The 23,913-nt window shown below is 63.8% G+C and carries 15 protein-coding genes; 7 read left to right on the top strand and 8 right to left on the bottom strand.

Features of this window, described 5'->3' with window-relative positions; translation table 11 throughout:
- Positions 1 to 2: 2 nt before the first annotated feature.
- A complete protein-coding gene (locus ACXZ1M_RS29555; RefSeq protein ID WP_459051161.1) occupies positions 3 to 911 on the bottom strand; it encodes a CE1 family esterase in 909 nt (302 codons plus the stop codon).
- 183 nt (positions 912 to 1,094) lie between these two features.
- On the opposite strand from ACXZ1M_RS29555, the gene ACXZ1M_RS29550 reads away from it, so the two are divergent.
- Both ACXZ1M_RS29550 and ACXZ1M_RS29545 read left to right on the top strand, forming a co-directional pair.
- Positions 1,095 to 3,392 carry a TonB-dependent hemoglobin/transferrin/lactoferrin family receptor gene (locus ACXZ1M_RS29550; protein ID WP_459051160.1) on the top strand — a complete coding sequence of 766 codons (2,298 nt, stop codon included), beginning with the start codon at positions 1,095 to 1,097 and terminating at the stop codon, positions 3,390 to 3,392.
- Between the two features lie 28 nt (positions 3,393 to 3,420).
- Positions 3,421 to 4,224 carry a DUF4198 domain-containing protein gene (locus tag ACXZ1M_RS29545; RefSeq protein ID WP_459051159.1) on the top strand — a complete coding sequence of 268 codons (804 nt, stop codon included), beginning with the start codon at positions 3,421 to 3,423 and terminating at the stop codon, positions 4,222 to 4,224.
- Between the two features lie 6 nt (positions 4,225 to 4,230).
- Here the strand turns inward: ACXZ1M_RS29545 and proX are convergent, their stop codons facing one another.
- Positions 4,231 to 6,234, bottom strand: a complete 2,004-nt coding sequence (proX, locus tag ACXZ1M_RS29540; RefSeq protein WP_459051158.1) for a glycine betaine/L-proline ABC transporter substrate-binding protein ProX — start codon at positions 6,232 to 6,234, stop codon at positions 4,231 to 4,233.
- Positions 6,231 to 7,442 carry a glycine betaine/L-proline ABC transporter ATP-binding protein ProV gene (proV, locus tag ACXZ1M_RS29535; protein ID WP_459051157.1) on the bottom strand — a complete coding sequence of 404 codons (1,212 nt, stop codon included), beginning with the start codon at positions 7,440 to 7,442 and terminating at the stop codon, positions 6,231 to 6,233. Before proV ends, proX begins: the two co-directional genes overlap by 4 nt.
- Positions 7,443 to 7,738: 296 nt before the next feature.
- Between proV and ACXZ1M_RS29530 the strand changes: the two genes are divergently transcribed.
- On the top strand, positions 7,739 to 8,410 hold the full coding sequence (locus ACXZ1M_RS29530) for a hypothetical protein (RefSeq protein ID WP_459051156.1): 672 nt from the start codon (positions 7,739 to 7,741) through the stop codon (positions 8,408 to 8,410).
- A 3-nt stretch (positions 8,411 to 8,413) separates the two neighbouring features.
- On the opposite strand, the gene ACXZ1M_RS29525 is transcribed toward ACXZ1M_RS29530, so the two are convergent.
- The 5 genes from ACXZ1M_RS29525 to ACXZ1M_RS29505 are packed head-to-tail and all read right to left on the bottom strand — an operon-like array spanning position 8,414 to position 17,272.
- Positions 8,414 to 12,211 (bottom strand): ATP-binding protein, encoded by a 3,798-nt coding sequence (locus ACXZ1M_RS29525; RefSeq protein ID WP_459051155.1) that lies wholly within the window; start codon positions 12,209 to 12,211, stop codon positions 8,414 to 8,416.
- 49 nt (positions 12,212 to 12,260) lie between these two features.
- Positions 12,261 to 14,069, bottom strand: a complete 1,809-nt coding sequence (kefC, locus tag ACXZ1M_RS29520; RefSeq protein WP_459051154.1) for a glutathione-regulated potassium-efflux system protein KefC — start codon at positions 14,067 to 14,069, stop codon at positions 12,261 to 12,263.
- A gap of 42 nt (positions 14,070 to 14,111) precedes the next feature.
- Positions 14,112 to 15,476 (bottom strand): Dyp-type peroxidase, encoded by a 1,365-nt coding sequence (locus tag ACXZ1M_RS29515; RefSeq protein WP_459051153.1) that lies wholly within the window; start codon positions 15,474 to 15,476, stop codon positions 14,112 to 14,114.
- A complete protein-coding gene (locus tag ACXZ1M_RS29510) occupies positions 15,476 to 16,174 on the bottom strand; it encodes a hypothetical protein (protein ID WP_459051152.1) in 699 nt (232 codons plus the stop codon). The genes ACXZ1M_RS29515 and ACXZ1M_RS29510 overlap by 1 nt, the downstream gene beginning before the upstream one ends.
- Before the next feature lie 12 nt (positions 16,175 to 16,186).
- Entirely contained in the window at positions 16,187 to 17,272 is a 1,086-nt protein-coding gene (locus ACXZ1M_RS29505; protein ID WP_459051151.1) for a catalase family protein, read from the bottom strand.
- 390 nt (positions 17,273 to 17,662) lie between these two features.
- Between ACXZ1M_RS29505 and ACXZ1M_RS29500 the strand changes: the two genes are divergently transcribed.
- From ACXZ1M_RS29500 to ACXZ1M_RS29485, 4 genes are all read left to right on the top strand, one after another.
- A complete protein-coding gene (locus tag ACXZ1M_RS29500; RefSeq protein ID WP_373987244.1) occupies positions 17,663 to 18,373 on the top strand; it encodes a response regulator in 711 nt (236 codons plus the stop codon).
- A gap of 10 nt (positions 18,374 to 18,383) precedes the next feature.
- Complete coding sequence (locus ACXZ1M_RS29495) at positions 18,384 to 21,533, top strand: ligand-binding sensor domain-containing protein (protein WP_459051150.1); 3,150 nt, start codon at positions 18,384 to 18,386, stop codon at positions 21,531 to 21,533.
- A gap of 176 nt (positions 21,534 to 21,709) precedes the next feature.
- A complete protein-coding gene (locus ACXZ1M_RS29490; RefSeq protein WP_459051149.1) occupies positions 21,710 to 22,816 on the top strand; it encodes a hypothetical protein in 1,107 nt (368 codons plus the stop codon).
- Position 22,817: 1 nt separating this feature from the next.
- Positions 22,818 to 23,912 (top strand): acyltransferase family protein, encoded by a 1,095-nt coding sequence (locus ACXZ1M_RS29485; RefSeq protein ID WP_459051148.1) that lies wholly within the window; start codon positions 22,818 to 22,820, stop codon positions 23,910 to 23,912.
- Position 23,913 lies beyond the last annotated feature (1 nt).

Raw genomic sequence — 23,913 nt, 5'->3', positions numbered from 1 at the left:
ACTTAGCGGCCAACCTTCAGCAGTTTGCCGTCCGCCGCGCGGGCGTAGCTGGCGAAGAAGGCCCACATCACTTCGTCGTCGGCCACCCAGGTGTGGCCGCCACCTTCGGTGACGTAGGCGGTTACTGCGGCGTCGTCCCGGCAGCCGTCGTAGAGTTCCTGGTACACCGTCGGCGAGATCCGGCGTGTGACGGCGGCGTGCTGGCATTGATTGAGCGCCGCCCAGCGCTGTTCCGCGGCCTGCATGGAGTACTGCCAGTATTTCGATCCGCCGCCTTCCATCGGATTGGTGGTGTCGCGATCGCCGGCAAACGCGATGACAGGGAGCGGCGATTCAGGCCGGCAGCTATCCGGATCGGGCCGCGCCGGGTCCGACTTGAGCGGTGCGCCGGCGCGCAAGCCGACGACGGGGGCAATCGCGGCGAACCGCGTCGATGCCACGCATCCCATCCAGCTTGTCATGCGTCCGCCGCCGGAGATGCCGGTGATGTAGACGCGGCTGCGGTCTGCGAGACCTTGCTTGGCAAGCAAATCCAGGATGGATAGCAGATATTGGACATCGTCCCTATCGCCAGCGCCGGGCGCCGCGCCGCTGGTGGTGACCACGCCCGGTACATTCCATGCGAATCCTTGCGCGAGGCGGATCGCGCCGGTGGGCGCCGCAATGATGAATCCGTGCTTGTCGGCCGCCGCTTTCAGGCTGGAGCCGGCGAGCATGGCCACGCCTTCGCCCGAACTGCCGTGCAGCAGGAAGACCAGCGGCGCAGGCGCTCCCGCGTTGATTGAGGAAGGGCGATATAGGGCGAATGGCGCTGCGCCAGGCACCTCGAATTGCGGTGTGGTTTGTCCGGCTTCCCGTGCCTCCGCCGTCGACAAGCCGCAGGTCAGCGTGCACGCGATCAATACAGCCACATACGTTTTAAAAGTGCGCTTGCTTGTCGTCATTCAGTTGTCTCCAAATTAGATTTTTATCAATTGTAGTATAAAATTTAAATGCAAATGATTCTCATTTGATATATGATTGCTTGCCAGCCAGAAATCCCTGCAACAACAATGAAGGAGGTATCCAGCCAAAAACAAGTATGAAGAGGTTATATGTTTGGATACGCTTTACGCACGCCGCTGGCTTGCGCCATCTCCACCATGTTCCTGGCATCGGCATTTGCTCAGGAAACCAGCAACGACGCATCGGCCGTCACCCCAGTACTGCCGCAGATCGACGTGACCGAGCAGCCCGAACCCGGCACATCGACAACCATCAGCGGCGACGCGCTGGATCGCGCCAACAATATGAAGGACGTGGTCCGCAATCAGCCGCTGGTGTCCGCACCCGGGACTGCGGCCGGCACCACGCGCAACCGCAGCAGCTTCGACCGCTCCGGCACCACCGGCTACAACATACGCGGCATCGAAGGCAATCGTGTCGGCATGGATGTCGACGGCATTGAGATGCCGGATGCCACCACCCGCCCGTACGTGAGCCGGGTCGGCGTCAACACGTTTGGCGCCGGCCGCGACTTCATCGATCCGGAAATGTTCTCGGCGGTGAATATCCTTTCCGGCACCACGTCGGCCAAGCGCTCGGCGGGCGGCATCGGCGGGGCGGTCAGCTTCAAAACCAAATCGGCGGACGACTATCTGGCCAGCGACAAGCGCTCTTATTTCGGTGGAAAAATCGGCTACGATTCGGCCGATCGCTCCTGGAACGAGAGCGTGACCGCCGCAGGCAAAAGCGGCAACACGGACGGCCTGATCGCCTATTCGCGTCGCGACGGCCACGCCACGCGCAACAACAGCGATATCGTCGACAGCATGGCGAACGACTGGAACTCCAATGCATTGCTGCTCAAGGGTGGACTGCGCATCGATGCCGCCAACCGCCTCGAACTGTCCGCCGATCTTTACCGGCGCAAGAACGACACGTCCTTCTTCGGCTGGGACACGACCAGCACCAGCGTCATTGAAAATTCGCAGCAGCGCAGCGACACCAGCCGCAACACGCTGCAGCTGATGCACCAATGGACGCCGAACAGCACCTGGCTCGATCACGTGGATACGCGCTTGTACTTCCAGAGTACCGATACCGAAGACCAGACCGATACCACGACCTTGTCCACCAAAGCCACGGTGCGCAATGTCTCCGAAAACAAGACGCGGACCTGGGGGCTGTCGAGCGTGGCCGCCAAGCGGTTCGATAGCCACCATGTCAGCTATGGCCTGAACGTATCCGAGCAGGACGTGGAGCGGCCATGGAACGTGGCCGGCTACATGAAGCCGCAGCCCGACACAACCACCGAGCGGGCCGGATTGTTTGTGCAGGATGACATCAGCTTCGACGTCGACGGCCATCGCCTGGTGCTGATGCCGGCACTGCGCGGCGACTACGTCAAGATCAAGATGCGCGACATCGGCAACTTCGCCTCCGGCGTGCTGACGCCGGCCGATGTGGAAAAGATGTACGGCAGCCCGAGCGCGACCATCTGGAGTCCTAGCCTTGGCCTCAGCTACGACATAACGCGCAACCTGCTGGTCTATGCGCAGTACAAGCGCAGCGGACGGGCGCCGGCCGCCGGCGAGATCTTCGGTTCGTGGAACCTCGCCAGCAACTACCTCACCGGCAACCAGTACGCGCTGGTCGGCAATGCAAAGCTGAAAGAGGAAACCAGCGATGCCTTCGAAGTCGGTTTCAAGGGCCATCCAACGCAGGGCGTGACCTTGAACACCTCGCTATTCTACACGCGTTACAACGACTTCATCGCCTACACCCGCTACACCCGCGCGCTGCATCCGGCCATGTTCACCAACGTGCCGGCGCACATCGGCACCATCTATCAGGCCGAGAACCGCGACGACGCCAAGATCTACGGCTTCGAATTCAGCGCACGGGTAGACCACGGCCGATGGAATCCCGATGCCAAAGGCTTCTACAGCACCTGGGCCATGGGATTGAGTCGCGGCACCGCCAAGTCCAATTACGACGGCGACAAGGACGTCCCGCTTGAATCCGTGTTGCCACGCAAGGCCGTGATCGGCGCCGGCTACGATGCGCCGCTGAAAACCTGGGGACTGAACCTGACCGGCAGTTTCGTCGCCGGCAAGCAGGCGGTGGCCACCAATCGCGATGCCTACACCAACGCGGGCACCGGACTGACCGACTCCACGACGGCACTGTTCCGCGTGCCGGGTCATGCCTCGTTCGATCTGATCCTCTACTGGCAGGTCAACAAGAACATGCGTCTCGATGCCGGCATCTACAACCTTGGCGACAAACGTTACTGGGACTATTCCAGCGCGCGCAGCCTGCAACCAGCGGTCGCACGCGACCGGCGCGACATCGAACTGCTGACCGAACCAGGTCGTACCGCAGCGCTGTCACTGAACCTGACATTCTGAATTTCACAACAAACCAATGGAGAAAGTCTTGAAACGACCATTTTTGCTACGCACGGCATTCGCCGCATCCTGCCTCGTCGCGCTGACTGCACACGCCCATACACCGTACCTGCTGCCGAGCAGCTTCGATGTCCAGCCCAAGGAAATCATCGGCGTCGATGCCGGCTTCACGGAGAAATTCTTCGTGCCGGACGTGGCCTTTGGTGAAACCGCATTCACCATCGTCACGCCGGAAGGCGAGCGCATTCCGTTCGGCGATATCCGTCAGCTCAAGCAACGCACGGTGGCCGAGCAGAAACTGCCTGACGGGAAGGGCACCTATCGCCTAAGCACCGGCCCGCGACTGGGCGCGGTGTTTCGCACCTGGGAGCGCAACGGCAAGACCGAGTCCGTGCGCGATCCGCAGCAAGTCATGCCGGCGGATGCCAAGCTGCTGAGCAACTATCAGTCGCTGTCCATTTCCGAGGCCTATGTCACCGCCGGCAAGCCATCGGCGAAAGCGCTGGCGCCGGTGGGCAAGGGCTTGGAAATCGTCGCCGTCACGCATCCGAGCGATTTGTTCGTCAACGAGAAATTCGACTTCGTCGTGCATTTCGACGGCAAGCCCTTGCCGAACCAGAAGGTCAGCGTTTATCGATCGCCGATGGATCTGGCCAGCCAGGCCACGGTCCAGAATGTGTCCACCAATGCCGACGGAAAAATCGCGCTGCCGCTGACGAAATCGGGCATTTATCTGGCCTTGATTCGCTATCACGCACCGGCGCCGGCTGGCGCCGCCGCGCCGGTGTACGGTCACAACTACACGCTGACGTTCCGCGTGCTGGACCAATAAACGGCATCAGGGCTGCGCTGCGGCCCGCGCCTGGGTGATCCAGGCGTCGAACACCTGCTGGTGGTATTTGATCCAGCCTGCCGTATGGCGGGCGATGTCGGCTTGCGTGTTTTCGCCATGGCGCATGCGCTCGTTTTGCGCGTCGATGTCGGCAATCGGCAGCCGCATCATTTCAAACAGCTTGACGGCGGCCGGATTGCGCTCGGCCCAGGCGCGGTTCACGACGATGCGCGTGGTGTTGACGGCAAAGCCGTAGTCGCTGTCGTCGTCGAGGCGGGTGTTGGCGTGCGCCGGGTTGGATGAGAAGGGCACTTGCAGCCACACCACATCCTTGCCCGGTACCAGCACGCCGCTGACCCAGTACGGCGTCCACGTGTAGTACAGAATGGATTCACCGCGCTGGTAGCGGCCGATGGTGTCGGCGATCAGGGCGGCGTAGCTGCCCTGCACGTGCTGGACCGTCTCGCGCAACTTGTAGGCGTCCAGGTGGTTTTCGATCATCGCTTCGCAGCCCCAGCCGGGATTGCAGCCGGTCAGGTCGGCCTTGCCGTCGCCGTTGTGGTCGAACAGCTTGGCCAGGCCCGGATCGCGCAACTGTTCGATGTTGGTGATGTGGTACTTGTCGGCCGTGGCCTTGTCGATCAGGTAGCCTTGCGCGGCCGGGCCTGCATACTGGCCGGTGCGCAGCAGTTTGGCGTCGCCGCCGGCGTTGTTGTAGTAATCCTTGTGCAAGGGATCCCAGTGCACCGCCAGGAAGGTGGCGTCGCCATTGGCGATGGCGATGTGCGCGGCCGGATAATCGACTTCCTTGATAGGCTGCGGCTCGTAGCCCAGCGCTTCCAGGGCGCGCTCGACCAGCATGGTCTGGAAGGTTTCCTCGGCGATGGCGCTTTGCAGCGCCTGCACCTTGATGCCCTTGCCGGGCAGGTCGGCATTCTGCGCCATGGCCAGGTTGGTGACCAGTACCAGGGCCAGGACGGCCACTGCGCCCTGGACGGGGGCGCCGCGCATCAGGTGCAACAGACGCAGGGCCAGGCCGGCGGGGCCGGTCTGGTACCAGTGGCGCACGCCACGGCGCGGTTGGCCCATCGCTTGTGTTAAACGATCCAGCGTGATGGCCAGCAGCACGATGCCGAGGCCGCCGACGGTGGCCAGGCCCATGTCCAGGCGGCCGATGCCGCGCAACACCATCTGGCCCAGGCCGCCTACCGCGATCATCGAGGCGATCACCACCATGGACAGCGACAGCATCAGCGATTGGTTGATGCCGGCCATGATGGACGGCATGGCCAATGGAAACTGCACGCGGGTCAGCAACTGCCACGGCGAAGCACCATAGGCGCGCGCCGCTTCGATCAAATCGGGACGCACCTGGCGAATGCCGAGATTGGTCAGGCGCACCAGCGGCGGCAGGGCGAAGATGATGGTGACGATGACGCCGGGCGCGTTGCCGATACCAAACAGCATCACCACCGGCACCAGGTACACAAAGGCCGGCGTGGTCTGCATGGCGTCCAGCAGCGGGCGCAGGAGGTTTTGCGCGCGGTCGCTGCTGGCCAGGAATATCCCCAGCGGTAGGCCGATGAGCAGGCAGAAAGCCAGCGAAGTCAACACCAGCGACAAGGTGATCATGGCGTCCGGCCAGATGCCCAGCATCGATACGATCAACAGCGCCAGCACGGTGCCGATGGCCAGCGCGCGGCTGGTGAACTGCCAGGCCAGCAGGCCGATGATGGCGATCACCGTCAACGACGGCGCGGCCAGCAGTAGCTGGCTGACGGTGTCCAAGGTGGCGTCGATGGGTGCGCGCGCGGCCTGGAAGAACGGACGGCAATGCTCGACCACCCAGCCCAGGCCCTGGTTGATCCAGGATTGCAGCGGCAGCGAACCGTCAAGGATTTGCGACAGGTGCGGGTCGCCGGTGTGCTGCGGCGTGGCGGCAGGGGCTGCGGCGTCGAGCCAGGTGGTATCGCCCGGCGGGGTGGGGAGCCATGGATTGACTTGATTCATGCGTGTCCTTTCTGCGTATCTCGATCGAGGAATTTCAGCAAGGTGGTCTTGCTGATGGCGCCCCGGAAGCTGCCATCGTTGGCCACCACGGGCACGCCGTATGGCTGTTGCGCCACCTGGCCGAACAGGCCGGCGACGGGTTCATCCGCATCGATGGTCTGCACCTCCGGCAGGTAGGCATGCGCCAGGCCCAGCGGGCCGCTGTGGCCGTCCAGCGCAGTGCGCAGCGAATCGGCCGACACCAGGCCGAGGAAGCGGCGTTGCGGGTCGACCACGTAGGCGTAGGCCCGGTCCTGTTCTTCCAGCATCGACAGCGCCGCGCGCGCACCGCGTGCAGGCGATTCCGACACCACGATCTGGCTCTTGCGCGCAATGTCGGCGGCCTTGAAGACGGCCGCCGCATCGACGCCACGCACGAAATTGCGCACGTAGTCGTTGGCGGGCTTGCGCAGGATTTCTTCCGGCGTGCCCACTTGCACCACGTGGCCGTCCTTCATGATGGCGACGCGGTCGCCGATGCGCATGGCCTCATCCAGATCATGCGAAATGAAGACGATGGTGCGGCGCTTGATCTGCTGCAGGCGCAGCAGCTCCGATTGCATCTCCGTGCGCATGATGGGATCGAGCGCGGAAAACGCCTCGTCCATCAGCAGGATGGACGGATCGCAAGCCAGCGCGCGGGCCAGGCCCACGCGTTGCTGCATACCGCCGGACAATTCATCCGGATAACTGGCGGCATAGCCGGCGAGGCCGACCTGTTCAAGCGCTTGCTGCGCCAGCGCATGGCGTTCGGCTTTGGGCATGCCGGCCAGCTCCATGCCGAAGGCTGTGTTGTCGAGCACGGTCAGTTGCGGCAGCAGCGCGAACGACTGGAACACCATGCTGATGTCCTTGCGGCGCAGCGCGCGCAACTGCGCGTCCGGCAGGGTATTGATATCGTTGCCGTCGATCAGAATGCGGCCGGCGGTGGGCTCGATCAGGCGGTTCAGCATGCGCACCAGGGTGGACTTGCCGGAACCGGACAAGCCCATGATGACGAAAATCTCGCCGGCCTCAATGGTGAAGGTGGCGTCGAACACGCCGATGGTGCATGCGGTGCGGGCCAGGATATCCTGCTTGCTGGCGCCCTGGTGGACCAATGCCAGTGCGTCTTCGGGCTGATCGCCGAATACTTTGAAGACATGGTCAATGATGATTTGTTTAGCCACGATGTGGTTCTCCTTCGATTTGACGAATGGAATGAAACCCAGCAAGCCAAGGGACTTACGGCGGGAATCAGCGACCTTGTGCCGCGATGGCGCGGGAGCGCACGCAAGTGGCAAGCAAGGGAGGCACGCGGGGTGCCAGGATGCGGGCGCATGGCCCAATGGGGGCGTAGCAGAGGCGCTACGGAAGACTTCTGTTGTAAATATACGTCATTATAGCAAGGAAACATGCAAAAGTCTAATGACGGTTGGCATTGAAATGTGTTACGTCTTCGAGTATCCGAAAGATAAAGAGGCCCATGGTGAAATTACTCCACGCCTTGGCGGCGCTACTGCTGGCGGCAAGCTGCTGGGTGGCCAACGCCGCCGACAGCGCACCGCTGCGCATCGGCGTGGTCGGCCTGACCCACACGCACGTGCACTGGCTGCTGGGGCGCGAGCAATTGAAAGATATCGAGATTGTCGGCATCGTCGAAAAAAATCGTGACGACCTGCTGCGCGCCGGACACATCGGCGACGTGCGCAAGGTGGTCGTGCACGATGGTCACAAGGGGCCGAAGAAGTTGGGCGTCAACCAGGAATTCCTCGACTGGCTGGGCGACCCGGTCGACGAAGCCACCATCATCCTCACCTATCCGCAGGCCCAGGCCATCGTTCAGGCCTCGTGGAACTGGCCGGTGGCGCGCAAGGATCTGGAAATCTACGGCGTGCAGGGCCAGTTGATGGCGGATAACCGCCACCAGCTGCGCACCCGCTTGTCGGAATCGGCGGAAGAAAAGACGTTGACGCTACCCGAGCGCACCTACCCGGACAACGATCCCTTCGCCTACTTCAAGGCGCTGATCGACGGCCGCATCACGCCCGGAAAATACGACCCGTCCTCGATCGACAACAACATGATCGTGATGGAAATCCTGGACGCCGCCGCCCGCAGCGCCAGGCAGGGCAAGACGATACAGCTCAAGCCTTAGCGGCTAGCTTCCTTGATTCGCAATCTCATCGAGCAAAGACATGAGTTGCGTCACGTCGGCCGGCTTGGTCAGGTGATGATCGAAGTCGGCGGCGGTCGAGCGCTGTTTGTCCGAGTCCGTGCCCCAGCCGGTCAGCGCGATCAAGGTCGCCTTGTCCATGCCGTACATGCTGCGCAGCCGGGGCGCCGCCTCGTAGCCGCTCATGTCCGGCAGGCCGATGTCGAGAAACACCACTTGCGGCGGATCGGAGGCCACACTGGCCATGGCGGAGGCGCCATCGTGCGTTACCGTTACCTGATGGCCGCCGTATTCCAGCAGCGCGGCGAGGATTTCCGCCGCATCGACATTGTCATCGACGACCAGAATGCGCAGCGTGGACGATGCTGCCGCCTGGGATGCTGCCGGCGCTTCCGGCACCGGCGCCGCCTCGGCGCTCTCCAGTGGCAAAGGCAGCCAGACGGTGAAGCAAGTCCCTTGGCCTGTGCCGCCACTTTCGGCGCCGACGCGGCCGCCGTGCAATTGCACCAGCTGGCGCACCAGGTTCAGCCCGACGCCCAGTCCGCCCTGGGCCATGCGCTCGGCCGCCGGCACCTGGGCATACATGTCGAATATGGTCGGCAACAGCCCGGCGGCGATGCCGATGCCGTTGTCGGCCACCATGATCGCCAGTTCGTCGTTGCGCGCGACGGCGGCGATCTCGATATGGCCGCCGGGCGGGGTGTACTTAGCTGCGTTGTTGATCAGGTTGCTCAACACTTGCGTGATGCGGTGCGGATCGATATGCAGCGTCAGCGACGGCGACGGCAGGCTCACGCTCAGGCGGTGCTGAGCGGCGTCGATCAGCGGCGTGCTCATCGCGATCGCATCCTGCACCACCTCGGCCAGCGCCACATTGGCGCGCTGCAGCGTCACTTTGCCTTCGGTCAGGCGGGCCATGTCCATTAGGTCGTCCACCAGGTGCACCATATGGTCGACCTGGCGCCGCATCACGGTCTGGATTTGTTCGGCCTTGGGCGTAGCGGGCACGGTGCGCATCAGCTCCAGCCCGGCGCGGATCGGCGCCAGCGGGTTGCGCAATTCATGCGCCAGCGTGAACAGGAACTCGCTTTGCATGCGGTTCTTTTCCGTCAGCTCAAGCGCCAGGCTTTGTTGCGATTCTTGTAGCACGATGCGGTCGTGGATGTCGATCACGCTGCCGACAAAGCCGACGGCTTCGCCGGCGTCGTCGGTGTGGGGCATGCCGGCATCGACGCACCAGCGGTATTCGCCGTCATGGCGGCGCAGCCGGTAATCCATCGAGAACGGGGTGCGTGCCGCATTCGCCGCCAGGAAGATGCTGCTGGAGCGTTCAAAGTCATCGGGATGGATATTTTCCAGCCAGCCCAGGCCCAGGTCCTGGGGCGGCGTGCGGCCGGTGTAGTCGTACCAGCGCTGGCTCAAGTACGTGCACTGGCCGTCGACGTCGGTGGTCCAGAGGATCGCCGGCGAGGTGTCGATCAGCGAACGCACGTAGGCGTCGCGGGCGCTGGCCTGGCTTTGTTGCAGCTGGCGAGCGCGCCCCAGCGCGATCTGTCGTCGTACCCGCGCCAGCAGTTCGCTGGTGGAGAAGGGCTTGACCAGGTAGTCGTCGGCGCCGGCGCGCAAGCCTTCGACCTTGGCTTCCTCGCCGGCGCGGGCGGATAGCAAGATCACCGGCAACTGCCGCAGCGCGTCGTCAGCCCGGATACGGGCGATCAGGCCGAAACCGTCGAGCTTGGGCATCATCACGTCGCTCAGCAGCAGGTCGGGCTGTTGCTGCGATAATTGTTCGAAGGCGGCTTCGCCGTCGCCGCATACGGTCACGTCCGCGTGCGGCGCCAGCAGTGATTTCAGGTAGGCGCGCATGTCGCTGTTGTCGTCCGCGATCAAAATGCGCGGGCGCTCGGCGGCCGGCTGCAGCAGCGTCAGGCTGTGTTCGGCCGCAGGCTGACTGTGACCCGTCTCCTGGTCGGGCAGCCAGCGCAGGGCTTCCTCCAGGAAGGCGGCGCCCATGCGCGGCGTGCCGGCCTCCGCGTCGGCGATGCGATCCGCCGGCAAGTGGCTGTGGCCGAACTGAAGATCGACGTCAAAGCGGCTGCCGACACCGAATTCGCTTTGCACACTGATGGCGCCGCCGTGCAGCCGCACCAGTTCCTGGATCAAGGCCAGGCCGATGCCACTGCCCTCCAGGCTGCGGCCCGATGCGCCTTCGATGCGATGGAAGCGCTCGAATACGCGCGGCAGTTCATGCTCCGGAATGCCGCTGCCGGTGTCGCTCACCGACAAGCGCGCCATGCCGTTGTGCTCGCCCAGCGTCACGTGCACGCCGCCTTTTAGCGTGAACTTGAAGGCGTTGGACAGCAGGTTCAGCACGATTTTTTCCCACATGTCGCGGTCGACGTAGACTTTCTCCGGCAGCGGTTGCAGATCCAGCGTATAGGTCAGGCCGCCTTTTTCCATCGCCGATTCAAACACGCTGGCCAGGTCCTTGGTCTGCTGCGTCAGATCGACCGGCAGGTAGGTGGCGCGGACCCGGCCGGCCTCGATGCGCGAGAAGTCCAGCAGGGAATTGACCAGCTTCAGCAGGCGCAAGGCGTTGCGGTGGGTAGTTTCGATGCGCTGGCGTTGCGGCGCGGAGAGTCCGTCGCTGGCCAGGGCGTCGTCGAGCGGGCCGAGGATCAGGGTCAGCGGCGTGCGGAATTCGTGCGACACATTGGAGAAGAAGGCGGTTTTGGCGCGGTCAATGCGTGCCAGCTCCTCGACGCGGCGTTGTTCCTGCTCATAGGCGGTGACGTTGCCGACGGCGGTGTTGAAGGCCGCCGTCAGGAGCGCGAAGAAGTTCAGGTACGGCGCATCCAGCGCGCGGCGGGCGCTGACGCCGGCCACCACGAATCCGAACGGGTGCTGCTGGCCGGGCAGCGTCAGCGGCAAAATCATGGCGGATTGCGGCGCTTCCTCGTAGGGGCCGCAGCTTGTGCCCTCAAAGCGCGCGGCCAGGCCGTCCTGCTGATGCATCTCGCGGCTGGCGGCGGCGCGCGCGAACGGCCAGCATTCGTCGTCGAAGGCGAGTGTTTCCGGCGCCAGCGGGCTGCCGGCGGCGATGCCGTTGGCGCCGCGCAGATGCAGTTGGCCGGCTTCGCCGTCGAGCTGGTAGAACAACAGGAAGGGCAAGTCGAGCGCCAGATCGCCGCCGTGAGCGCTCAGTTGGCGCCCAATGTCGTCCACCGTGCGCGCGCCGTCGATGGCGGCGCTCAGGTCGCGCAAGCTTTGGGTGCGGCGGGCGTTCAGCACGACTTCCGTGGTTTCCGTGATCGGGTGGAAGATGCCGCCGACCTCGCCGGACTCGTCGCGAATCGGCGAGAAGGAGAACGTCATGAACGCCTCTTCCAGATAGCCGTAGCGGTCGAGGAACATGCGTTGGTCGCGGATATACGTGCCTTCGCCCTGTTGCGCGCGGTCGAACTTGTCGCCGACCACGGGCAAGGCGGTGGCCCAGCACACTTTGAATGGCTCGCCCATCGAGGCCGGATGCTTGCCGCCGCAGATGGGGCGGTAGGCCTCGTTATAGATCTGGATGTATTCCGGACCCCACGCCACCAGGATGGGGAAAGTTGACGACAGGCACAGGCTGACCGTGGTGCGCAAGCTTTGCGGCCAGCTGTGCAGCGGACCCAGCGGGGTCTGCGACCAGTCGATATTCCTGATGAGCTCCGCCATCTCGCCACCGCCGCTGAGCCAGCTGACATCGTCGGAATTTACTGGCGGCGGATGGTGCTGGGGCATGTGCGGATCAAGCGGGAGCTAAGGGAATGCTCATTTTAAAGCATATTGCCTAAGCTTCCGCTTTTGTCGCCGTGCCGGCCTGATTGAACGCGGCCGCATCGCCGGCGAACATTTCCTCCAGTTCCAGCCGGCCCTTGCGCGTCAGCGAGATGATGGTGTCCTGGTCCTGCTGGTGCGGATAGACTTCCATCAGCATTTTCAGGTTGTGGGTGCGGAACACGCTGGCCGCATGCTGTGCGCGCTCCGGCGCGAAGCCGAGTTGCTGCAGCACGCTGGCGCCCAGCTGCAAGGCCGCCTCGAAAGTTTCGCGCTCGATCAGGGTGACGTTGCGGTCAAGCAAGTCGTAGTAGTGGCTGACGTTGCGCGCCCGCGCCAGGATGGTCAGCGACGGTAAGCGTTCACGCACGGCGTCGATCAATTTCAAGCTGGCGTCGACGTCATCGACCGCCACCACCAGCGCCCGGGCTTTGCCGATGCCGGCCGCTTCCAGCAGGTCGATGCGGGTGGCGTCGCCGTAGAACACCTCGTAGCCGAACTTGCGCAGCAGTTCGATCTGGTCGGGATCGTGGTCCAGCACGGTCACGCCGATGCGGTTGGCCGCCAGCAAACGGCCGATGATCTGGCCGAAACGGCCGAAACCGGCGATGATGACCGGGTTTTCGACCGCGATGGCGTCCGGCGCGCGCTTCTTTTTGGCGGTGCGCAGGTGCGGCGCCACCAGCTTGTCATGCGCCAGCAACAGCAGCGGCGTGGCCACCATCGACAGCGTCACCACCATCACCAGCATGGCCGACACGTCCGCCGGCAGTACCTTGGCTTCCGTCGCGGCGCCGAACACCACGAAGGCGAACTCGCCGCCCTGCGACATCAGCAAGGCAAAGAACAGGCGCTGGCCGCGCGGTATGTCGAACCAGCGGCTCATGCCGTACAGCAGGGCGCCCTTGCACAGGATCAGGGCGGCGGCCAGCGCCGGTACCAGCAGCGGATGGTCGCGCAGCACGCCAAAATCGGCCGACATGCCGACCGCCATGAAGAACAGGCCGAGCAGCAGTCCCTTGAACGGCTCCAGGTCGCTCACCAATTGGTGGCGGTACTCCGAATCGGCCAGCAGCACGCCGGCGGCGAAGGTGCCGAGCGCAAGCGACAGGCCGACCCATTCCATCAACAAACAGATGCCGATCACCAGCAGCAGCGCAAACGCGGTGAACAGTTCGCGCAGGCCGGTGCGGGCGATGAAGCGCATCACCGGATTGACCAGGCAGCGGCCCACGGCGATCAAGGTCAGCATCACCGCCACCAGTTTGACGGCGCGTTGCCAGCCGGCGCCGTCGTGGTCGGAAGCGACGCCCGCCAGCAGCGGCACCAGCGCGATCATCGGAATCGCCGCGATGTCCTGCAGCAACAGGATGGAGAAACTGGCCGAACCCGCCGGGCTGGGCATGAGCTTGCGTTCGCCCAGCGTGGCCAGCACGATGGCGGTGGACGACAGCGACAGCCCGAGGCCGGCAACGATGGCGACCTTGCTGTCGACGCCGAAGGCCAGCGCCAGGCCGGCCAGCGCGGCGCTGACGATCAGCACCTGGGCGCCACCCCAGCCGAAGATGGGACGGCGCAGCGCCCACAGCTTCTTCGGTTCCAGTTCCAGGCCGATCAGGAACAGCATCAGCACCACGCCGAATTCGGAAATGCTCAGCACGTCTTCCACATTGCCGATCAGCGACAGGCCCCACGGGCCGATCATGGCGCCGGCCATCAGGTAGCCGAGCACGGCACCCATGCCGGTGCGTTTGGCCAGCGGCACCAGCAATACCGCCGCCGCCAGGTAAAACATCATGTGTAGCAGTATGCCGTGGGCCATGTCCGGGTCCGTGTGAGCAGTAAGAGGGCTGATTTTAGCCCATTAGTGCTCTTTCGCAATCCATCGTAAGGCGCTGAGCGATGGCATGAACAGATATTCGCCGCCACGCAGCTGGTTGAAGGTGTTGATGCCGGCTATCCTGCGCCGCACCGGCGTTTGCGGAATCGTGAAGCTGCCCGGCGTTTCCTGCAAGCCCACCATGGGATCGCGCTCGGCGCCCAGGTCGATGAAGTTGCCGCGATTGATCCATTCCTGCTGGAAGAACTCGATGGTGTCGTAGGCGCGTGCGCTGATGAAGATGAAGAAGATGCCGCGTTCGCCGTTGTCGTCTTGCGCCGTCAGTTCGCGTTTCCATTTCGGACCGAAGGTGGAGGAGCGGCGGATGATGCGGTGGATATTCACATCGGTCAGGATGGTCAACTGGCTGTCGCGCGGATTCAGGCGGCGCATGTGGGCCGCGTGCGGGCACATCAGGCCGCGCGGATCTTTGGAGAAATCGAAGTCGTTGTTGCGCGCCGGATCGGCGCCCAGGGCTGGATCATCGTGCTCCGGCGCCAGCGTCAGCGGTGCGCCGCTGCGCCAGCGGCCGACTATCTTGGCCGCCAATAATTCCTCGCCGGCCTCATCGTTCGCCTGGCTGCGGATGTAGTCATTGAAGGCGCCGACCTTGCTCTCGTATTTACGCAGCACCACGAAGGAACCGTTCTTGCCTAGCTCGGGCGGCTCTGGCATGGCGACCGGTGCGCCGGTTTCGCTGTTTTCGCCGAGGATGAACTCGCCCGCTGCGATGGAGCGTTCCTGGCCGGGCAGCGCTGCGACGCCGCTGCCGGCGATGGCCGGCTGCGAAATCGAGTCGCGGAAGCCGAACGGGTTCTTGGCGTCGGCATCGGCGCCAAAGCTGTGCTTGCCCACCAGGGTGACGCCGTGGGAGCGTTCCAGCTCGCCCATGGCTTTGTCGATTGCCACGTCGAGCGCGGCTTCATCGCGGGCGTAGATCGTCAGGGCGATGTGGCAGGCGCCCGGCTGGAAGGCGTCGTCCCAATGCTCCGGCGCGTTGTCGCCGACATCGCGCAACTGCTCGGTGCGCTGCGCCATGCCTTGCTGGAACGGCAGCGGTAAGCTTGACAGCGAGGCTTCCGGCACGCCGAGCGCTTTCAGCCCCTGGAAACTCAGCGCCATGCCCATCCAGGCGTCGCGGTCGTCGGTCCATCCGGCGGCCGATGGAATATGCTCGGCCATGCGGCGCAGCAGGTCGCGGCCGCCAGCGGCGTCATCGATGTGCAGCATGGCGTGCATGCCCACATAGGGTTCCGGCCGCGAGCGCAGGATCAGGGCCTGGATATCGTCCAGCGCCAGCGTGACGTGTTCGCGCGTGAAGCGTGCTTTGAGGTCGGTGAGAAAAGTCATCAGTAATCCACTCCCTGCGGTTGCGCCAGCGCGGCGCTCAGCGCATCGAGCGCTTTGCGCGTGGCTTCATCCTGCGGCGGGTTGGCGGACATCTGGTCCAGAAACGTGGTCAGCGCCTTGTCCATGCGCTGGAAGCGGCGCGTGTCCACCACGGTCACCTGCGGATTGGCGACGAACCAGCCAGCCGCGTCGATCTGGTGGCTGGCGATGAAGTCCTTCACGGCCGGGCTGTCGATGCCGGGCCAGCCCTCGATATTCGCGAACAGCAGGTCCATCAACTCGGGAATCTTGGTGGCGAAGTCGTTGATGTAGCTGTCCCAGTCGCCGTCGTAGGTGGTGGCGAACAGGATGCGCGTGTCGTTGTCGAAGAACACGAAGCGCATGTCGTGCAGGGTGGAGACGCGCTGCGCGCCGTCCATATTGCCGTTGGTGAGATCGAAGATGCGGCGCAGGCGCTCGGCGCCGCCCGGTTTCAGCGGTGCGATGGCGGTCAGCTCCGAAACGTTGCCGGACTGCTTGCCGACGCGGCCGGCGGAGTTGGCCGTGCCTTTCAGGTCGGGATTGTGCTTGCGCACCATGGCTTCCAGCGCGATCTTGGCGAGGTGGGGAGCGTCGTGGGCGACGGCGCCGATCTTGCGGCGGATGGCTTCGAGGCGTGTTTCGTCGGCCAGGCGCGGGTCTTGATTGTGGTCGGTCATGGGAGTGTCCTTTTAATCTGGGATGTCGGAAGCTTGGGTTGGCTCGATGCGCGGCCGCGCGTTCATGGCGTGGCGGAAGGCGGTCGAACGTTCGTAGGCGGCGCGGCGGATGCGCATGATGCCGCCGAGCGGCTGGTGCGCGGCGATGCCGTTCCACGGATTGAACGACAGCAGGTCGTCGCCGTAGACCTGGCGGGTGGGATGCGCGGTCGATTGCGGCGCAAAGCGCAGAGTGGCGATGGCGCGTTGCGGGGACAGTTCCTCCGGCCAGGCGATGGCCGCGTCTTCCACCGGCATCCTGGATAGATCGGTGCAAAGTTGCGCCGACAGCGTGTATTCGGCGCCGTGCTCGGCAAAGTGCGCGCTGACTGCATCGCGCATGCTCGCGTACTGGACGTTGTCGACCGGCTTGCCGGTCAGGCTGCGCACGCTATCCGAGCTTGGCTGCAGCGCCAGCTTGGTGACGTAATCGCCGAAGCGGATCGCAGCCTGGGTGTGGTAGCTCTCGCCGAGCGGATGGTGGTTGTCGCGCGCAAGTCCGTCCAGCGTGGCGCCGGGCGTGCCGCCCAGGCTCTCCAATACCTGTTTGGCGCCGTGCGCGGTACCAGCCACTAGGCGCTGGAAGGTGTCCGGCGCGTGGGAGTTGGCCTCCAGCAGCGTCAGCATACGCTTGTATTTGGCGATGGTGCCGAAGGCGAGGGCGGGGAAGTTCACCATCAGGAAGTCCTGGTTGTTGCCCGCGATATCAGGCGACAGGCGTTCGCCGTCGACGCCGATGATCTTCAGCGCGAAGCCGCGCGCCGCCGGGATTTCGTCGGAGTGGATGTCGCTCGGCGCGGACGACAGGCGCGCCACCACCTGATACACGCGCGGCTCGGCGAATACGCCCTGGCGCAATTCGGCTGGCAGGTCCGCATGGATTTCCAGCTCGCCCTTGAGCAAGCCGTTCGACTTGGCGTGCGCGTCGCGGATTGCATGGCGGTGGCGTTCGAAGGTGCAGCGCGACGACGTCGCCATCTGTTCCACGATTTGTTTGGTCAGCTCGACTTCGTCGTCATCGATGAACTCAATGTCGGATGTGTAGGGTATTGGGTTCAAGGTATCCTCATATAAAAGAACGATTGTGCTATTTTAGTTTTATTAAAATATCACTCTTTTCAAAAAGGCAGCGGACGATAGCACTTTTTTGTTAAGTTTTGTAAGCCGTTGGCGGGGCTGTCGCGGTGATTGGCACTGCGGGCGGTAGCGCGGGTAAGGAAATGTAATGCGTCAAAGCCATTTCCTATAAAAATCAATGCCTTGCGGGAGGTTCGCCAAGCCGGAAAGCCGGTGATAGAATAAATTTGCAATATGGAATCACCTATCCCTCCTGTTGGTGCTGTGGTTCCTTCTTGGCCGGTGCCCCGCCGGGCGCCGGCTTTTTCTTTCTGCCGTCTTGTGGTTATACTAAGGCGCGATTTGAATTGAACCCATCGGACAGGAAGCGGCATGCGCAAGATATTGATTGCGGAGGATGACCAGAAGGCCGGCGCGCTGCTGAAGACCTATCTGGAAAAACACCAGTTTGAAGTGACCCTGGCCCCGGACGGCCTGACCTTTCAATCTGAGTTTTCCCGCTTGGCCGACCAACTGGCGCTGGTGATCCTCGATGTGATGCTGCCCGATACGGACGGCTTTGTGCTGTGCAAAGAGGTGCGGCGCCGCTCCAACCTGCCAATCATCATGCTGACCGCGATCTCCGACGGCGCCGACCGCATCGTCGGCCTGGAGCTGGGCGCCGACGATTACATCGGCAAGCCCTACGACCCGCGCGAGCTGCTGGCGCGTATCAAGTCGCTGTTGCGCCGTGCCGGCATCGACACCCAGAACGTCACCCGCTATTACCGTTTTGTCGGCTTCACGCTGGATCTGCTGGAGCGCACCGTGACCGACAGCGCCGGCGCGCTGGTGCCGCTCACGGGCCTGGATTACCAGTTGCTCAAATACTTCGTCGAACATCCGGGCGATATCCTCGACCGCAGTGTGTTGTGCGAACAGACGCGCGGCCGCGACGCCGGTCCACTCGATCGCTCGCTGGATGTCCAGATCAGCAAGCTGCGTTTGCGTTTGAATGACGACGGCAAGCAGCCGTCGCTGATCAAGACCGTGCGCGGCGCGGGCTATGTGTTCTCGGCCGATGTCGCGGTCTCGCCGGCGTAAGCCGGCTGCCATGTTGCGCCATGCCTTGCTGCTTTGCTGCGCGTGGCTGCTGCACGTCACGGCACTGGCGGCGGTGCCGCACACCCTCAACTTCGAGCAGCTGAGCGTCAAGGACGGCCTGGCGCAGGAAACCGTCACCGCCATCGTGCAGGACCAGCAGGGTTATATGTGGTTCGGCAGCCAGCATGGCTTGAGCCGCTACGATGGTTATCGCGTCACCGTCTATCGCACCATACCCAACGACTCGCGCAGCCTGGCCGACAACTGGGTGCAGGCGCTCCACGTCGACAAGAAGAACCGCTTGTGGGTAGGCACGCGCGGCGGCTTGCAGCGCTTCGATCCAGCCAGCGCCGACTTCACCAGCTTTCCCGCCACCGACGCTCCGGGACGGGCAGGGCGGCAGCAGGTGCAGGCCATCATCAGCGACGGCTATGGCCAGCTGTGGCTGGGCACCAGCGACGGCGTCCACCACTTCAATCCCGAATCGGGCCGCTACAAGGTGCTGCGCCATGATCCCGCCAACGCCGCCAGCCTTGGCAACGACCAGGTGAATGCGCTGGCGCTCGACGCCGAGGGCGGATTGTGGGTGGGCCTGAAGCAGGGGCTGGACCGCCTGGCCGCCGGCGCCAGCAGCTTCCAGCACTTCCGCATCGATACGCCGACCAAGCCCAATGCGCCGCTCAACGAGGTGCAGCAACTGCGCATCGACCAGCGCCAGGTGTTATGGCTGGTGACCATGGATGGACTGGTCAGCTGGCAGCTGGGCGTGCCTGGCATGCCGCGCCATGTATTCGGACCGGCCGATGGACTGGCGCCGGGACTGGTGACGGCGCTGGTGCAGGACCGCGACAATACGCTGTGGCTGGGCACCAATACCAACGGCCTGCATCGCTGGGACGCGGGCCTGCGCCGCTTCGTCACGATACCGGCCGATCCGCACCAGAGCGCGGGCAACGAGGTTTCGAGCCTGTTCCAGGATCATAGCGGCACGCTGTGGGTGGGCAGCTGGACCGCCGGCGTGCGCCGCGCCGACCTGGCCAGCGGTGGCTTCAGCCGCTACTTCCACATCCCCGGCGATGCGCATACCTTGCACGACAACCGCATCTATGGCCTGTGCAGCGACGGCAAGGGCGGGCTGCTGCTGGCCGGCATAGGCGGCATCGACCGGCTCGATCCCGCGACCGGCAAAGTCACGCGGCTGCGTGGCGATGCCCGGCTGGAGCGGCATATGAGCAACAAGGAGATCGTGCTGGCGTTGTATCGCGACGCGCGCGGCGTCACCTGGATCGGCAGCAGCGCCGAACTGGGACGCTTCGATCCGGAGCGCGGCACCTATGCGGCCCACGATTTCGACAGCCCCGATGCGAACAGCAATTCGATCACCCACATCACCGGCGACCGCGCCGGCAATCTGTGGGTCGCCAGCCGTGGCGGCTTGCACCGCGTCGATAGCGCCGGTGGCCCGGACCGCAGCTTCCGCCACGACAGCCGTGACGCGGCCAGCCTCAGTGACGACTGGGTGCGCATGACGGCGGAAGACGCCAACGGCGCGATCTGGGTCGCCACCGACAATGGATTGAATCTGCTGGCGGCGGACGGCCGCAGCTTCCGCCACTTCCAGCATGACCGGGCCGATATCACCAGCATCAGCAGCGACCGGGTGCAGTCGCTGTTCCTCGACCGCCAGGGCACGCTGTGGGTCGGCACCAACGGTGGCTTGAACCGCGTGGTGCGCGAGGCCGGCGGCGCGATACGCTTCCATCGCTACACCACGCGCGAAGGGTTGGCCGACGATTCCATCGGCGCCATCCTGCAAGCCGACGACGGGGCGCTGTGGCTCAGCACCGCCACCGGCATCTCGCGCATGGAGCCAGAGGCGGCCACCTTCAAGAACTACTCGGCGCGCGACGGCATGATCGAGGGCTATTATTTCTCCGGCTCGGCCTACCGCGAGCGCGATGGCACCATGTATTTCGGCGGCGTCAATGGCCTGACCGTGTTCCATCCTGCGGCCATCCGCGACAATCCCTATCCGCCGCCGGCCGTGGTCACCTCCATGCAGGCCGGCGGCAAGCCTTTGTCTCTCGATGGCGCCAGCATGCGGCTGGGGCACGACGCCGCCGCGCTGACTTTCGAATTCGCCGCGCTGCATTACAGCGACCCGCAGCGCAACCGTTTCCGCTACAGGCTGGCCGGCTACGACCGTGACTGGACCGCCAGCGACGCCAGCAAACGCATCGCCACCTACACCAATCTCGATCCCGGCCGCTACGAATTCCAGGTGCAGGCTGCGAGCAAGGACGGCGTCTGGGGCCAGCCTTCGCCGCCGCTGGTGTTCGAGATCGCGCCGCCGTACTGGCAGCGATGGTGGTTCCGGCTGGCGGTGCTGCTGTCCGTTGTGATGCTGATATGGGGCGGCCACCGCACGCGCGAACGCATGCATGCTCGGCGCCGGCGCGAGCTGGAGGTGCAGGTCCGCACCCGCACGCAGGAACTGGAACAGGCGCAGACCCAGTTGCAGCGCTACGTGGCCGACCGCGAACGGCTGTTCCTCTCGATCTCGCACGATCTGCGCACGCCGATCACGCGCCTCAAGCTGCGCTCCGAGCTGCTGAACAATGACGAGGTGCGCCGCGAATTCCACGACGATCTGGATGACCTGGACATGATGGTCAAAGGCGCGCTGCAGACCGTAAAGGACAGCGACATCTACGAAAACACCACGCCGGTACGGTTGGATGCGCTGATCGGCCGCATGCTGCGCAGCGCCCAACTGGCCGGGCATCAGATCGGCTACACGCCGGCCGGTCAGGTGGTGCAGGCCAAGCCGCTGGCGCTGAAGCGCGCCATCGGCAACCTGCTCGACAACGCGCTGTTCTACGGCGGCAGCGCCGATGTGGCAACCGAGGAGTACGAGGGCGTGGTGCATATACGCATCCGCGATCATGGACCCGGCGTGCCGGCGGAGAAGCTGGCGCAGTTGTTCGAGCCGCATGTGCGGCTCGATCATGGCCGCGCCCAGAACGCGGCGGGCCTCGGGCTGGGGCTGGGCATCGCGCGCGGCATCATCGAAGAAAGCGGCGGTGAGCTGGTGCTGCAAAACCATCCCGAAGGTGGCCTGGTCGCCACGATCATCCTGCCCGGCGCCACCAATTCGTAATGATTTGTGAGTTTGCACTGGCCGGGTGCAGGCGTTATGGGGCGATGCAGACCACTTGTGTAAAGAATCGTAAGCGGACTTCCTTGGTTTTTATGGATAGTCCAATGTAATCAAAGACTTGATGTGTAAGTGGCGTTGCATTGCGGGGCTGGACAGGCGCATGTTAGTGTCTGCCCATGCTGATAAAAACTCCCCCTGACCTGCCGCGCCAACGCATTATCGCCATCGATGCGCTGCGCGGGCTGACCTTCTTCGTCATGCTGTTCGTGAACTGCCTGTCCGGCGCCAACGGCATCCCTTACGGAATCCACCACATGGCGGCCAGTGTCGACGGCATGAGCCTCGCCGACGTCGTGTTCCCGGCGTTTCTGTTTGTGGTCGGCACCTCCATTCCTTTTGGCCTGAGCCGCCAGACCTTGTGGCAGGTGGTCACGCGGGCGTCAGGCCTGATCGTGATTGGCCTGTTCATGGTCAATACCGAGGAGGCGTATAACGAAACGGCGATGGGCATCTCGATACAACTGTGGGCATTGTGCTTTTACGCGGCGGCCTTGCTGGTGTGGGGCACGCGCAGCAACCGTTGGCTGCGCTGGTGCGGCGCGGCGGCCATCGTGGTGCTGGCGCTGATGTATCGCAGTGGCCCGGATGGTCAGGGGTGGATGCAGACGTCGTGGTGGGGCATCCTGGGCTGCATCGGCTGGGCGTATCTGGTTTCCAGCCTGATTTACCTGGCCGGGCGCGGACGGCTGCTGGTGCTGGTATTGGCGATCGTCGCCTGCTTGCTGTGGTACGTGCTTGGTGATCGCGACGTGTTCGCAATGCACGCCACGCATACCTCCATCGTGTTGTGCGGGGCCGTGTGTGTGCTGCTGTTCTTCGGCGGCAGGCCACGGCCGGCTGCGGGTGTGGCTCTGACGCTGGTGTTGGCGCTGTCGGCCTGGCTGCTGCATCACTTCTACCCCATCTCCAAAATCGGTGCGACGCCGCCGTGGGCGCTGTATTGCGCGGCGCTGTGCAGCGGGCTGTTTGTGCTGCTGTACTGGCTGATCGAAATACGCAAGGTCACGCGCTGGACCGCGCTGGTGCAACCGGCTGCGGCCAATCCCCTGGTGACCTATCTGCTGCCGGTGGTGCTGGCCACGCTGATGGGCTATCTGCATCTGCACTGGTGGCCGGTGCTGATGCACGGCGGCGTCGCCATTGCCTTCGCTCTGCTGTTCTCCGCTGCCATGGTGGCGGTGGTGGCTGTCCTGAATACCTACAACGTCAAACTGAAACTCTGAGATGTCGAATTCTGCTTCCCAACGCTATCTGGCCCTGGATGTCTTTCGCGGGCTGACGCTGGCGTTGATGATTATCGTGAATACGCCCGGCGGCGAAAGCAACTACGGCCCGCTTGAACACGCGGTCTGGCACGGCTTCACGCTCACCGATCTGGTGTTCCCATCGTTCCTGTTCGTGGTGGGCGCGGCCATGAGCCTGAGCATGAAGAAGTTCGCCGCTCATGACGAGGCGTATTTTCTCAAAAGCGTGATCAAGCGCGGACTGCTGATTTTCCTGTGCGGCTATCTGCTGTACTGGTTCCCGTTCTTTACGCCGGACTTTGCGCTGGCGCCGTTCGCCAATACGCGGGTGATGGGTGTCTTGCAGCGCATCGGCCTGTGCTACCTGTTTGCCGCGCTGATCGTGCGCTACACCGGCTTGCGCGGCGCGGCGATATTCAGCGTGGTCGCTTTGCTGGGCTACTGGTGGATACTGGCGTCCTTCGGCGACTACACGCTGAGTGGCAATGCGGTGCTCAAGCTGGATCTGGCCGCGCTGGGTGCGCCGCACATGTATCACGGTGAGGGCATTCCTTTTGATCCCGAGGGCATCCTCAGTACCTTGCCATCCATCGTCAACGTGCTGGCCGGTTACGCCGCCGCTGTCTGGCTGCAGCGCGGCCAACGCACGCTGGCGCCGCTGGTGGTGGCCGGCGCCGCATGCCTGTTGCTGGCTTATGGCTGGGATGCGCTACTGCCGATCAACAAGAAGCTGTGGACCAGCTCCTTCGTCGTCTGCACCGTGGGCTGGGACCTGATCATTCTCGCGGTGCTGGTCGGCGTGATCGACATAGCCGGCCTGCGCTTCGGCACCTACTTCTTTGAGGTGTTCGGCAAGAACACCCTGTTCATCTATCTGCTGGCCGACGTGGCGGTGATTGTGCTGGCACGCCTGCACGTGGACGGCGTGATGCTGTACCGCTGGCTGTATCAAGTGCTGTTCCTGTCGTGGGCATCGCCGTACAACGCCTCGCTGCTGTTTGCGGTGGCCTACATGTTGGCCTGCTGGCTGGTGGCGTATGCGATGGACCGAAAAAAAATCTATATCAAACTCTGAG

It is taken from the genome of Duganella paludis (genome assembly GCF_054461335.1).
Note: the sequence above shows the minus strand (reverse complement) of the source record. Positions and strands in the feature narration are given on the sequence as shown.